This window comes from Polaribacter sp. WD7 (genome assembly GCF_003335085.1).
In the GTDB taxonomy this organism is placed as follows: domain Bacteria; phylum Bacteroidota; class Bacteroidia; order Flavobacteriales; family Flavobacteriaceae; genus Polaribacter.
Map to the genome: position 1 here is coordinate 1 of NZ_QPEJ01000010.1, position 13,541 is coordinate 13,541.

16 protein-coding genes and 1 pseudogene are annotated in these 13,541 nt (G+C 30.7%); 3 read left to right on the plus strand and 14 right to left on the minus strand.

Annotated elements, in window-relative coordinates; translation table 11 throughout:
- The 3 genes and pseudogenes from DUT90_RS00265 to DUT90_RS00275 form a co-directional block, all read left to right on the plus strand.
- A pseudogene (locus DUT90_RS00265) lies at nucleotides 1–103 on the plus strand (IS1595 family transposase); the annotation flags it as partial.
- Nucleotides 104–160: 57 nt separating this feature from the next.
- Nucleotides 161–1,531, plus strand: coding sequence for a DUF1800 family protein (locus DUT90_RS00270; protein ID WP_114424714.1), 1,371 nt, complete (start codon nucleotides 161–163; stop codon nucleotides 1,529–1,531).
- 31 nt (nucleotides 1,532–1,562) lie between these two features.
- Nucleotides 1,563–2,756 carry a DUF1501 domain-containing protein gene (locus DUT90_RS00275; protein WP_114424715.1) on the plus strand — a complete coding sequence of 398 codons (1,194 nt, stop codon included), beginning with the start codon at nucleotides 1,563–1,565 and terminating at the stop codon, nucleotides 2,754–2,756.
- A gap of 5 nt (nucleotides 2,757–2,761) precedes the next feature.
- Here the strand turns inward: DUT90_RS00275 and DUT90_RS00280 are convergent, their stop codons facing one another.
- The 14 genes from DUT90_RS00280 to DUT90_RS00345 all read right to left on the minus strand — a co-directional run bounded on the left by DUT90_RS00280 (nucleotide 2,762) and on the right by DUT90_RS00345 (nucleotide 13,541).
- On the minus strand, nucleotides 2,762–3,373 hold the full coding sequence (locus DUT90_RS00280; RefSeq protein WP_114424745.1) for a class I SAM-dependent methyltransferase: 612 nt from the start codon (nucleotides 3,371–3,373) through the stop codon (nucleotides 2,762–2,764).
- Between the two features lie 55 nt (nucleotides 3,374–3,428).
- On the minus strand, nucleotides 3,429–4,568 hold the full coding sequence (locus DUT90_RS00285) for an ATP-binding protein (protein ID WP_114424716.1): 1,140 nt from the start codon (nucleotides 4,566–4,568) through the stop codon (nucleotides 3,429–3,431).
- Nucleotide 4,569: 1 nt separating this feature from the next.
- Nucleotides 4,570–5,322 (minus strand): SDR family NAD(P)-dependent oxidoreductase, encoded by a 753-nt coding sequence (locus tag DUT90_RS00290; protein WP_114424717.1) that lies wholly within the window; start codon nucleotides 5,320–5,322, stop codon nucleotides 4,570–4,572.
- 203 nt (nucleotides 5,323–5,525) lie between these two features.
- A complete protein-coding gene (locus DUT90_RS00295) occupies nucleotides 5,526–6,464 on the minus strand; it encodes a hypothetical protein (RefSeq protein WP_114424718.1) in 939 nt (312 codons plus the stop codon).
- Nucleotides 6,465–6,549: 85 nt separating this feature from the next.
- On the minus strand, nucleotides 6,550–7,023 hold the full coding sequence (locus DUT90_RS00300) for a hypothetical protein (RefSeq protein WP_114424719.1): 474 nt from the start codon (nucleotides 7,021–7,023) through the stop codon (nucleotides 6,550–6,552).
- 385 nt (nucleotides 7,024–7,408) lie between these two features.
- A complete protein-coding gene (gene atpG / locus DUT90_RS00305; RefSeq protein ID WP_114424720.1) occupies nucleotides 7,409–8,275 on the minus strand; it encodes an ATP synthase F1 subunit gamma in 867 nt (288 codons plus the stop codon).
- 61 nt (nucleotides 8,276–8,336) lie between these two features.
- Nucleotides 8,337–9,914: a F0F1 ATP synthase subunit alpha gene (gene atpA / locus DUT90_RS00310; RefSeq protein ID WP_114424721.1), complete on the minus strand. Its 1,578-nt coding sequence runs from the start codon at nucleotides 9,912–9,914 to the stop codon at nucleotides 8,337–8,339.
- A gap of 21 nt (nucleotides 9,915–9,935) precedes the next feature.
- Nucleotides 9,936–10,493 (minus strand): ATP synthase F1 subunit delta, encoded by a 558-nt coding sequence (gene atpH / locus DUT90_RS00315; protein WP_114424722.1) that lies wholly within the window; start codon nucleotides 10,491–10,493, stop codon nucleotides 9,936–9,938.
- A 4-nt stretch (nucleotides 10,494–10,497) separates the two neighbouring features.
- Nucleotides 10,498–10,998, minus strand: a complete 501-nt coding sequence (locus DUT90_RS00320) for a F0F1 ATP synthase subunit B (RefSeq protein ID WP_114424723.1) — start codon at nucleotides 10,996–10,998, stop codon at nucleotides 10,498–10,500.
- A gap of 92 nt (nucleotides 10,999–11,090) precedes the next feature.
- Entirely contained in the window at nucleotides 11,091–11,279 is a 189-nt protein-coding gene (gene atpE / locus DUT90_RS00325; protein WP_004569351.1) for an ATP synthase F0 subunit C, read from the minus strand.
- Nucleotides 11,280–11,348: 69 nt separating this feature from the next.
- Nucleotides 11,349–12,482 (minus strand): F0F1 ATP synthase subunit A, encoded by a 1,134-nt coding sequence (gene atpB, locus DUT90_RS00330; protein WP_114424724.1) that lies wholly within the window; start codon nucleotides 12,480–12,482, stop codon nucleotides 11,349–11,351.
- 79 nt (nucleotides 12,483–12,561) lie between these two features.
- A complete protein-coding gene (locus tag DUT90_RS13430) occupies nucleotides 12,562–12,951 on the minus strand; it encodes a DUF6168 family protein (protein ID WP_114424725.1) in 390 nt (129 codons plus the stop codon).
- On the minus strand, nucleotides 12,944–13,162 hold the full coding sequence (locus DUT90_RS00340; RefSeq protein ID WP_114424726.1) for an AtpZ/AtpI family protein: 219 nt from the start codon (nucleotides 13,160–13,162) through the stop codon (nucleotides 12,944–12,946). Before DUT90_RS00340 ends, DUT90_RS13430 begins: the two co-directional genes overlap by 8 nt.
- Entirely contained in the window at nucleotides 13,128–13,541 is a 414-nt protein-coding gene (locus DUT90_RS00345; RefSeq protein WP_114424727.1) for a polymer-forming cytoskeletal protein, read from the minus strand. The genes DUT90_RS00340 and DUT90_RS00345 overlap by 35 nt, the downstream gene beginning before the upstream one ends.

The following is a 13,541-nucleotide window of genomic DNA, read 5'->3' on the forward strand; positions in this document are numbered from 1 at the left end:
CCTGCAATTATACCTCAATGAGTTCGTCTATAAACTTAATCGAAGATATTTTGGTGAAAAACTCTTTGATAGACTAGTAATTGCTAGCATTACTGGGTCATGATGAAAAACGGATATTCAATTAAATTAAACTATCTTTAGTCTTATTAGTCTAAAGTACATGAATTTAATACACATACAGCACTTATATAATAGAATAGGTTTTGGTATTACTCCAAAAGAGTTAAAAAAGCTAAGTAAACAATCTAGAGAAACTGTTGTAAAAAACCTATTTAAAGGTTCTAAAAAAAATACTCCAGTTACTGTTGATTTACCTTTTTTAGAAACTATAACCCCAAAACAATTAAAGGACAAATCTCTTAGACAAGAAATTCGTAAAAAAAGTAGAGAAAAAACACAAGAATTTGCTGAGGCTTGGTATAATAGATTGACAAACCCAACAGAGTTATTACGAGAAAAAATGACCTTATTTTGGGCTAATCACTTTGTGTGTCAGAGTAATAATATTCTCTTTATACAGCAATACAATAATGCTCTTAGAAAACATGCTTTAGGAGATTTTAAACTATTTACCAAAGCTGTTTCTAAAGAAGCTGCAATGTTAATTTATTTAAACAACAAGCAAAATAGAAAGCAAAGTCCTAACGAAAACTTTGCTAGAGAATTAATGGAACTTTTTACGCTTGGAGAAAACCATTACACTCAAAACGATATTAAAGAAGCTGCAAGAGCATTTACTGGATACAATCATAATTTTAAAGGAGATTTTAAATTTCGAAAAAATCAGCATGATTTTGATAATAAATCCTTTTTTAATAAAAATGGAAATTTTATGGGTGATGATATTATAGACATCATTCTAGAACAAAAACAGTGTGCTCAATTTATATCAGAAAAAATATATCGCTATTTTGTTAATGATAGTATTGATGCGAATCACATTGCAGAAATGACAGCTGTTTTTTACAAAGATTATAACATAGAAAATTTAATGAAATATGTTTTTCTTGCAGATTGGTTTTACGACCCAAAAAACATAGGTTGTAAAATAAAGTCGCCAATAGAATTTTTAGTAGGGATTCATACTACAGTACCTTTTACTTTTCAAAAAACAAAACAACTATTTCTAGTACAAAGATTACTGGGGCAGATACTTATGAAACCGCCAAATGTAGCTGGTTGGAAAACAGGAAAATATTGGATAGATAGCAATACCTTAGTTACACGCCTAAGATTGCCTTCTGTTTTACTAAATAACGCAGTAATAACATTTTCTGAAAAAGGTGATGAAGAAGATGTAACTGATGTAGAAAAAAAGAAATTAAGAAGAAGCGCTTATATTAAAACAGTAACAAATTGGAACACTTTTGAAACTTCTTATGAAGAAGTTTCGAATACAGCATTAATTACCAATTTAATTAGTAGCCCTATATCTGAAGGTACAAAAACGATGTTGTTAGCTAAAGTACATCTACCTAAAAAAGATTTTTGTATACAATTGATGAGCATTCCAGAATATCAACTTTGTTAATCCTTATATTATTACCTAAAAAGCAAAAATTATGAAACGTAGAGATTTTTTAAAACAATCTACATTAGCATCTAGTATGTTTTTTGTACCTCAATTTTTAAAGGCTTTTGAACTTGGTACCAACACAACTTTTAGCAATAAAAAAGTAGTTATCATTCAACTAAAAGGAGGTAATGATGGGCTTAATACAGTTGTACCTTTTGAAAACGACATCTATCATAATGCCCGTAAAACTATTGCGCTTCAAAAATCTGAAATTATTAAAATTGCAGACGGAGTAGGCTTACACCCTAGTTTAGCACCCTTACGAAATTTGTATGATAAAGGTTTTGTAAGTATTATTAATAATGTAGGATATCCTAACCCTAATTTATCTCATTTTAGATCTACAGATATTTGGCAAACCGCAAGTGCAAGTAATGAGTATTTGCAAAACGGTTGGATTGGTCGTTTTTTAGACCATACAAAAGCTGAATCTTACAACGCTATAGAAGTAGACGAGAGCTTATCTTTGATGTTAAAAGGAAAACATCAAAATGGTCTTGCTATTACCAATCCTAAAATGTTTTACAGTTCTCTTAGAGAGCCTTTTTTTAATAAAATAGTTAACAATTATCAAGACCCTCATTTGAATGAGCATAATTTAGGCTATTTGTATGCTACTATGATAGAAGCAAAATCTTCTTCTAAATATATTTTTGAAAAAACAAAAACCAAATCTCAAACAGCTACAACATACCCTAAAAATATTTTGGGTAAGCAAATGAAAACTATTGCAGATTTTGTAAAATCTGGTTTAGAAACGCAAGTATATTACGCAGGTTTAAGCGGGTTTGACACGCATGCAAATCAACAAAATCAACAAAGTAATCTTTTAAAAATTTATGCAGAAACCATGGAGGCTTTTGTCAACGATTTAGAAAAAAACAATGTTTTTGATGATGTACTGATTTTAACTTTTTCTGAATTTGGCAGACGCGTTCATCAAAACCAATCTTTTGGTACAGATCATGGTGCTGCAAATAATGTGTTTGTAATTGGTAAACACCTTAAGAAAAACGGACTCTACAATAACTTACCTAATCTTGCTCAATTAGACAAAACAGGTAACATACAATACGAAATTGATTTTAGAGAAATTTATGCTACAATTTTAGACAAATGGTTGCAAGTAGATGGTCGGGCAATTTTGAATAAGTCATTTTCTAAATTACAATTTGTATAGCATGCCTATAACTCAAAAAGTAGTGTAAGAATTACTTCTTTATCATTAACATGGTATCTTAAAAGTTCTTTCTTAGATTTTACTGGTAAAGAAAATGGAGCGTCAAGCAGGTTAAGACCGCTTTGTTTTTTTAGACGGATTCCTTGGCCAGAAATAATGTCTTTATTCGCAATAAAATCTCCTTTGGGTATATGTTCTGTTAGAATTACATATTTGTATTTAAATAACTTTTTTACAATACTTTGCACTTCATTATTAGATAAATGTTGTAACACTTGTCTTATAATAACACAATCTGCATCTGGTAAATGGTCTTTGCTAATATCTAAACAATAAAATTGAAGGTGGTTTGCTGTAACGTTTTTTTTATGATAATCTATAAGTTCTGGTACAATGTCTATAGCATGGTAATAAGATGCATAAGGCACTAATTCTTTACCAATATTAAAATCGCCACAACCTAAATCACAAACGGTAATTGGGTTTTTAAATGATGTTAAAAAGGTTTTTACAACGTTTAAATAAGGGGTTACAATTTCTGGTTTATGAGAACCATCACCAGAATAAAATTTAATATTTCTACCTCCCCAAAGATGCTTTTCATAAATCTGTTTCATTACCGCTTTTGTAGGCCAAGGCTTTTTGTTTTTTTGTGTCAAATGAATGATTTTACTAATTGTACTTCACTTTTCTAATGATTCTCATTGCTTCTTTATACCTTATGTAGGTAGTTTTATCTGCCAGGTTTTTAATGTAATTTTTAACTTTTCTAAGTTGTTCTACTGCTTCTACAAAGCCATGTAAATAACAAATTAAATAGTTGGTTGGCAATCTTAAAACATCTTTATGCTCTGCTTGAGAAAGTGCTATGTTTTGATTAATCTTAGTAACAATTTGACTAGTACTTATATAGATATGATGAATTATTGAGGAGTCAAATTTTGGAGCAACAAATAAAAATTCTTTTACAATACTATATTTTCCGTTTGGTTTAAAATTGATGATTGTTTTTTCTAAAGGATAATGTTTTTCTTGTTGTTCTAAGCCTAAATAGATATATTCTGTAACGATAAAAGAATCTTTATTGTGTGAAATCTGTACATCATCTAAAGCAGAAAAAAAGAGTTGTACTTGTTCATTTATCAATTCTATGTCTACTCTCGAATAAAATTTTGCTTCGTTTTTCGTTTTTAGTTTACCTGCCCAACACAATACAAATTGCTCTTGAAATACTTTATATTGGGGTTCATATTCAGGTTTATGATTGTTGATAAAATCAAAAACACCATCTAAAGTTAATTGAATGTTATTACGTGCATTTTTCTCTATAGCATCAACAACACTTTTATTGGTATTTTTTAACTCGAAATTGGAAAGTACTGGTATAGAATTACTTCCTCTTCTATAAAAAATAGTTCCTTTTTTATACTTCCATGCATTTTTTTTGAGTACTGTAATTGTATTTGTTGGATGAATAGTAACCAAACCTACTACCTTATGACGTTGCAATCTGGGAAAAGGAACGTTTTCGTATTCAATTTTTGGTGGATTTTCTAGATATGCGTTTACCAAATTCTGTATTTTGCTATCATCAAAAAAATCGACCCCAATTATTTTATTTTCTTCATCTTCTACACCAATAACCATATAAGAATTGTTTTTAGGATTAGAATTAGAAAGTGCACAAATGTGTTTTAAAAATTTTGCTTTACCATCTTTTGCTCCTAAAGACAACTTTTGCTTTTTATCATAAAAACTATTTTCATCATTATGAGAAAGTAAGTTTTTAATCAATAAGCGCTTGTTAATCATTTTAGTGCTTATTTAAAATTGTTGCGCTAGCTTGGGCTGTTGGGTAAACAACCAAATCTTCTATATTTACATGATAAGGTCTTGAAATTACAAAATAAATAATGTCTGCAATATCATCTGCCTGTAAGGCTTTGTAACCAGTATAAACAGATTTTGCTTTTTCTGTATCGCCTTTAAAACGCACGTCAGAAAATTCTGTTTCTACAGCTCCTGGATGAATCCCAGAAACACGAATGTTGTGTTTATTTAAATCGATTCTCATTGCCTTATTTAAAGCGTTTACAGCATGTTTAGACGCACAGTATACATTTCCGTTAGGATATACTTCTTTACCTGCAATAGAGCCTATGTTTACAATAAAACCAGTATTTCTTTTTGTCATTTGAGGAATGATAGCTTTAGATACATACAACAATCCTTTTACATTAATATCCATCATGGCGTCCCAATCTTCTAAACTTCCTTCTTGAATTGAAGATAACCCATGCGCATTTCCTGCATTATTGATAAGAATATCTATCTGTTTAAAGTTTTCTGGTAAATTGGCTATTTGTTGCTGTACTTGATCTTTGTCTCTAACATCAAAACGTAATGTTGTTACTTCTGTAAGTACACTAAGTTCTTCTTTTAAAACTACCAATCTTTCGGCTCTTCTTCCGCAAAGAATTAAGCGAATATTATTTTTTGCAAAAATTTTTGCTGTTGCCTTACCAATACCAGATGTTGCCCCTGTAATAAATGCTGTTTGTCTCATTTGTTAGCCTTAGTGTATAATTTGTTACTGTCTTTGAAGAAACGACAGAGTTGTTATAAATGTATAAAACTAAGCAATGTATATTATATGAGAATAGATTAATTTTTCATAAATTATGAACAAGAAAAAACCGCTCTCCTCAGAGCGGTTTCTCTTTCAATTGGTTACTGAGAATAACCAACCAAAAATCAACTAACCAAACTTTATTTTAAATTTCTTCTATTTTTTACTTGTCTTTTTATCTTAGTACGTTTTCTATTATCATTCCTTACAATATCTTTTGTATCTTTTTTTGTTTTTGATCCTTTTAAGAATTGTACAAAGCCTCTTCCTCTAAAATCGTACGTTGTTTGAGAGTTCAGATTAAACAATCGTATGCTATCATCATTAACAACGGTTAACTCAAACTCTTCTATATCTTCACCTTCATAATACAATGTTAAAATCTTTACATCTTCAAACCCAGCAACATCAAACACTTCATAATCTCCAACATAACTCCATTTTAATATATCAACATGTGTGCCAAAGTTATCTTGAGAGCTGTAAAAAGTGGTATTGTTTTCTGGTGTAAATGCTAAATAATTTTCGCTATCAAAAGCATTTGGTACACCACCTTGAGTAGTAAGTTTTTCCCACGCAATAAATTCTTGTAAAAAGTATTCTATATTTTCATAAAATAACCTGTCATAATCAAATTCGTCAACTTGGTATCCAATTAAAAAATAACTTATATTTTGTCTGCGGTTATGAATTTCAATTTCGTTATTAGATATTATTGTAACTTCAAAATTATGAAAACCATCCAAATCATGATTGGTTTCTAATAAGCCATTAAAAGTATCATAAGACCCTACATCTATACCCAAACCATTACCTGTTCTTCCTATATCTACAATATTATTATTGGCATACATAATACCATTTATAAATGATATTGTAAATGCTTTTGATAAAAAAGGAACATCTCCATTACCAATTGTTCTGTGGTAATCTACATACCACAAATCATAACCAGAAACCACTTCTTCTAAAGAAATTGGTTCTTCTAACTCTACAAACGGATCGTTAATAATGGTAGTACAAGAGCTTAAAATTGTTCCTGTAATAAGAATTGCAAAAAGTAGTTTTACACGTTTCATAAGCTGTTGTTTTACGGTTATGCTTATGAATATCCAAATTACGTGCCAAAAAAGTAAATCACCTGTAAAACAAGAGATTATGGTTTTATTGAACTCTTTCTAATGAATTGTTTTCTATTTTAGAAATATTCGGAATTTTATAATATTTTGTAATTCCTCCTACTTGATAACTTAAAACAGCTTCATTTTTTTTCAATTCAAATGGAAATTTTTTGTCACTTGGCACTTTGTTAACTATTTCTTTTTTGGGGTCTATATCTAAAATAATATCTGATGGTATTTTTTTTGATAATGAATAATTGGCAATAATAATTGTTGCTTCTTTAAATTCTACTTTGACCACTTTATTTTTAAAGTATAAAGAATCGAATACAATATCTGAAGCTTCTTTTAACTGAATCGTGACATTCATTCCTCTAACACCTGCTTGTCCTCCAGCCCAAGTGCTATAAATAGCATTGTCTATTGCAAATGGTGGATTGTTTTCTAATTTTAAACTTCTGCATTGTGTAAATCCAAATACTACTGTTGCGATTACTAAGAGTTTCATAACTTTCATTCTTCTAATTTTTATTCGATAATGTCAAATGGTATGCCAATATATAAAAAAAACCGTTGCGTATTTTGGCGCAGAAACTAGATAAATGTCAGTTTGAGTGATTTTTGAGGAACGCAAAATTGTATCTAGAACTATTTATAAGCTAAAAATTCTTATTCTCGATACAAATTTTACTCATTTCAATCATAAAATCCACTCGAATTGACAGAATTTTTCAAAATCACAACAGGTAAAAAAAGAGTTTATCAAAAATTTGATAAACTCTTTACTATGGTTTTCCTGACACATCAGCAGGTATACTATTGATATTTAATCCGCTTTCGCTCCGTTTAATTATTCAAAGCCTCCGCTCTTTGTTGAATATTTAACTCCGCTTTCCCTCCGTTTAATTATTCAAAGCCTCCGCTCCTCCAACTATTTCTAAAATTTCATTAGTAATTGCTGCTTGACGTGCTTTGTTATACGTTAACAATAGCTCATCTCTTAACTCTTTTGCATTATCTGTAGCTTTGTGCATTGCCGTCATACGTGCTCCATGTTCTGATGCAAAACTATCTCTTAATGCTTTATACAACTGCGTTTTTAATGATTTTGGTATTAAAGCTTCTACAATTTCTTCTTTAGAAGGCTCAAATACATAATCAGAATTTACTGCAGATGCATTGCCACCTTCAATAGGTTTAATTGGTAGAAATTGCTCTACTTGAGCAACCTGAGTTGCTGCATTTTTAAATTGGTTGTAAACTAATTCTATCTTGTCATACGTACCACTTGCAAAAAGATCCATTAATTGCTCTGCAATTTCTGCTACATTATCAAAAGCTAAATTATCGTAAATAGCATTATTAGATGCAAATACATTGTATTCTTTAGATAAAGTATCTGCTCCTTTTTTACCTATGGTAAATAAATCTACAGAAGCAGTATTATATTTCTCATTAATAGTATGAACAACTTGTTTAGTGATTGATGAATTAAATCCTCCACACAACCCTCTGTTAGATGTAATTACTACTATTAAAACTTTAGAAACCTCTCTTTGAGTAGAATATACACCACTAGCATCACTATCTAAAGTTGCACTTAAATTTTGCAATAATTCAGTTAGTTTAGATGAATACGGTCTCATTGCCGTGATTGCATCTTGTGCTTTTTTCAACTTTGCAGCAGACACCATTTTCATGGCAGATGTAATCTGCATTGTTGATTTTATAGAAGTAATTCTATTACGTATTTCTTTTAAATTTGCCATTTCTTAGTTTTTAGTTATTAGTTTTTAGTTGTTCGTTTAACATCTAAAACCTAAAGTCTAATTAAGCAAAATGCTTTGATATCTCTGCTGCTGCTGCTTCTAAAACAGAAGTTGCTTCGTCTGTTAATTTACCAGACTTTAATACATCTAAAGTATCTCTATGTTTTGCGTTTAAGTAATCGATATAATCTTTCTCAAATTTCTTTACTTGATTTACAGGTACATTTTTTAACAAGTTTTTAGAACCTGCATAAATAATTGCAACCTGATCTTCTACTGTAAACGGATCGTTTTGAGCTTGTTTTAAAATTTCAACATTACGTTGTCCTTTAGAAATAACACTCATTGTAGCTGCATCTAAATCAGATCCAAACTTAGCAAATGCTTCTAATTCTCTAAACTGAGCTTGATCTAATTTTAAAGTACCCGATACTTTTTTCATAGATTTAATCTGTGCATTACCTCCAACACGAGATACAGAAATACCTACGTTAATTGCAGGACGAACCCCAGAGTTAAATAAATCTGATTCTAAGAAAATCTGACCATCTGTAATAGAAATTACGTTTGTTGGAATGTATGCTGATACGTCTCCTGCCTGAGTTTCAATAATTGGTAAAGCTGTTAAAGAACCTCCTCCTTTTATTTTTCCTTGTAAAGAATCAGGAATATCATTCATTTGAGAAGCAATAGTATCATCATTAATCACTTTAGCAGCTCTTTCTAATAATCTTGAGTGTAAATAAAATACATCACCAGGATATGCCTCACGTCCTGGAGGTCTTCTTAACAATAAAGAAACCTCTCTATAAGCAACAGCTTGTTTAGACAAGTCATCATATATAATTAAAGCTGGTCTACCAGTATCTCTAAAATACTCTCCAATTGCAGCTCCTGCAAATGGTGCATATACCTGCATTGGTGCAGGGTCAGACGCATTAGCAGCAACTATAGTAGTGTATGCTAAGGCTCCTTTTTCTTCTAACATGTTTGCAATAGCCGCAACCGTAGATGCTTTTTGACCAACTGCAACATAGATACAATATACTGGGTTACCAGCATCGTAAAATTCTTTTTGATTTAAGATGGTATCAATAGCAACTGTAGATTTACCTGTTTGACGGTCTCCAATAATTAACTCACGTTGACCTCTACCAACAGGAATCATAGCATCAATAGATTTGATACCCGTTTGTAATGGCTCAGTTACAGGCTCTCTATAAATAACTCCAGGAGCTTTACGCTCTAAAGGCATTTCAAAAGTTTCTCCTTCAATTGGTCCTTTACCATCTATTGGATTACCTAAAGTATCTAAAACACGTCCAACAACTCCTTCTCCTGCTCTTAAAGAAGCAATTCTTTCTGTACGTTTTACTGTAGAACCTTCTTTAATAGAAGTAGAAGCTCCTAACAATACCACACCTGCATTGTCTTCTTCTAAGTTCAATACAATACCTTCTAATCCGTTTTGGAATTCTACCAATTCACCATATTGAACGTTAGATAAACCGTATACACGTGCTATACCGTCACCTACTTGTAAAACTGTTCCTACCTCGTTTAAAGTAGCTTTTGCCTCAAAATTTGTTAACTGTTCTTTTAAGATTGCTGATACTTCAGCTGGTTTAATACTTGCCATCTTTTATAATTTGATGTATTATTAAATTTTTGGAATATAATGACTATTGTCAAATTCCTTTTTCAATTCATTTAAATGATTAGAAATGCTAGCATCATACTGTACATCTCCAACGCGTAAAATAAATCCTCCTAAAATAGCTGGATTTACTTCATTTTCTAAGTTTGCTTTTTCACCAGTTAATGCTACAATTTTAGCTAAAACTAGCGCTTCCACTTCTTTGGTTAAAGGTACTGCAGTAGTAACTTTAGCAACTTGCGTGTGTTTATAAAAATCAAAAATGATAGTGTATTGTTTAGCAATAGGTGCTAACATTGCGATTCTTTTATTTTCTTGTAGTAAGTTAAAAAGACCTAACGTTATATTATCTACTTTACCTGTAAACATAGCTTTTAAGACTTTCATCTTATCTGCGGCTTTAATTACTGGGCTTTTTAATACTACCTCTAACTCATTATTTTCTGCTATAGTTGATGAAATCAACTGCATATCTTTATTTACAGCAGACTCATCTTTAGTATCTTTTGCAAGATTTAAGATTGCTTTGGCGTAACGTAATGCTGCTCTTGAGTCTTTCATAAAATTAGTTTAAAGTAACGTTTTTTAGAGTTTCTTCAACTAGTTTTAGTTGATCTTCTTTAGAAGATAATTCTTTTTTAATTACAGATTCTGCAATACCAATAGATAACTCTGCAACATTCTTTTTAATCTCTGCTAATGCTGCTTGTTTTTCTTGTACAATAGAAGCCTGTGCTGTTTCTATTAACTTTGTAGTTACTTCTTTAGCATCTTCTTTAGCTTCTGCAATCATCTTATCTCTTATCTCTCTTGCTTCTTTCATCATTGCATCACGTTCTGCTCTTGCTTCTTTTGCTAATCTTTCGTTATCAGCAGTTAAGTTTTGCATTTCTTTACGTGCTTCTTCTGCTGCAGATAAAGCATCTTCTATACCAGATTCTCTTTCTTCTAATGAGTTTAAAATTGGTTTCCAAGCAAATTTACCTAATAATACAATAAGTATTACTAAGATGATAAGTTGCATAAAAAATAACCCTGGTGAAAAGTCGTTTAATAAAGTTTCCATATTATAAAACTAATATTGATTTGTTTTTGTTTAATTTAAAACACATTCTGTAACCAACCGTTACAGAGATGTGTCTTTTTTGTTTTTAGGAATTATTTTCCTAAGATTAATGCACCAAATGCTAAACCTTCTAATAAGGCACCAATGATGATCATTGCAGTTTGGATTTTTCCAGCCGCTTCAGGTTGACGAGCAATACCTTCCATTGCTTTTCCACCGATTTGACCTAATCCAATTCCTCCTCCGATTACGATTAATCCTGCTCCAATTAAATTGTACATACTAATTGATTTTTAAATATTAATTAAACAAATTCTAATTCTCTTTTACAACTAAATTGCTTTAGTTTTCTAGTGATGTTCATGTTCTTCAACAGCCATCCCTATAAATAACGATGATAACATCGTAAAAATAAATGCTTGTAAAAATGCTACTAATATCTCTATAACAGAAATAAATAATGACAACACTAATGACATTCCTGTAGAGGCTACAGGACCAAAAGCTTCTTTCATTGTTACCATTAAAGCAATTAAACTCATTACCACAAAGTGACCTGCTGTAATGTTTGCAAATAAACGCACCAATAATGAAAATGGTTTGATTAAAATAAATCCTACCAATTCTATTACTGCTAAAATAGGTCTTAAAACTACTGGTACCCCTGGCATCCATAAGGTATGCGCCCAAAAGTCTTTACTACCATTTGTAATGTATACAATTAAGGTTAACAGTGCCAAACAAACAGTTACTGCTATTTGCCCTGTAACATTAAATCCTAATGGTGTTAAACCAAGTAAATTTAAAATCCAAATAAAGAAAAACACCGTTAACAAAAATGGCATAAATTTTCTATATTTTTTATCTCCAATGTTTGGTCTTGCTATTTCATCTCTTACATATATAACCAAAGGCTCTAATGCTCTACCAAATCCTTTTGGAATACTTCTAGTTTTGTATTGTCTTGCTAATTTAGAAAACCATAAGAAGATTAACAACCCTGTAAATAAAATACCTACTACACTTTTAGTAATTGAGAAATCTAATACTTTGTGTGCATTTGTTGCGTGGTGTGATTCATCAAAAGCAACTGTAGATTGACCTTTGTCTAATTCAAAAATTTTAGAATGAATTTTTGCAAATTTTAATCCTTTTTTCTCAACAAGCAGGTGCCCATCATCATTGTGATGAAATTCTGAAGACATAAAAGTTACCAAACCTTCACTTGTCCATAAAATAACTGGTAGTGGAAAACCTACATGTTTTCTTTCTCCTTCATCATTGGTATAAGAAAACAAAGAAAAATCATGAGAATCTTTAAGGTGGTGCTCAATGTAAGCTTTTACCTCTTCTTGTGTATTTACTTGACCCCCATCTTTTTGGTTGTGTTGTTTATTATCAGACCCTGATGCAAAAATTGAAGTTGTAGCAAGGCATAAAACTACTATTGTAAGAAAATGGATTGTTTTTTTTGCAATCTTCATTGTAAAATACGCTTTCTAAATTTGGCGCAAAGGTATGCAATAATTGAAAACTACAAACTGTTTTTTAATGTATTTTTTTTTATTGCTTTTTATTCAAAATTTTAGCAATAAAAATTGCTTCTGTTAATAAAAATATAATCGATGGTACAAATAGAGATATTCTTGCTATTGTAGACAGACTTTCTTCTGTGAATATTGATTTATAAAAGATTACACTAAAAAGAATAAGTTTTAAAAAGATTGTAACTAAATACACAAAACCTAACTGTTCTGTAAATTTATCAACATTTGAAAGTAGTGCTATATTGAGACAAACCAACAGCGAAAAACCTAAATGAAAAGTATATACTTTTTGTAGCGAAAACGGTAGTTGTATAGCTTTACTTTCTATGTAAAATTGATGTAAAGTATTACTTACAAGAAACAACAGAAAGAATACGATAGTATAAAATATAATACTTTTAATCATTAATTCTGTTTGCTTGTTTGATTAAGTAATATATGGCTAAAAAAACAGAAATTAAAGTAACTGTTTGGGTTAAAAATGTAGTTTCAAATAGTTTATCTAACCATTCTCCCAACAAGAAGCCTAGATAAATGGTAACGCCCATTTGCAAACCTGCGCCAGAAAGTTGTAATGCTTTGTTAAGCGGTTTTTTCTGAGAGTCTTTTTTGCTCATTAGAAGAGTTCAATTCTTTTATAGCTCCTTTCATAGTACACGTTGCATTAAATACCGCTCCTGGTTCCACAGAAAGTTTACCAATAACAACATCTCCAGAAATGTCTGCAGTAGCCTTTATAGTTAGTGTCTTAGACACAGTAAGGTCTCCAGAAAATTTACCTTCTATATCTGCGTTTGTAGCTTCTACCTTACCTTTTATTAAACCATCTACACCAATAATTACACGTCCGTTAGTAAGTAAAGTTCCTTCTAAGGTACCATCAATCCTAAAATCTCCATCAGATTTGATATCTCCAACAATTGTTGTGTTTTTTGCAACAACATTTCTTTCCATAATTTTTGGTTTTTGATTTTTGGTTTCTTTACTGCTAAACAT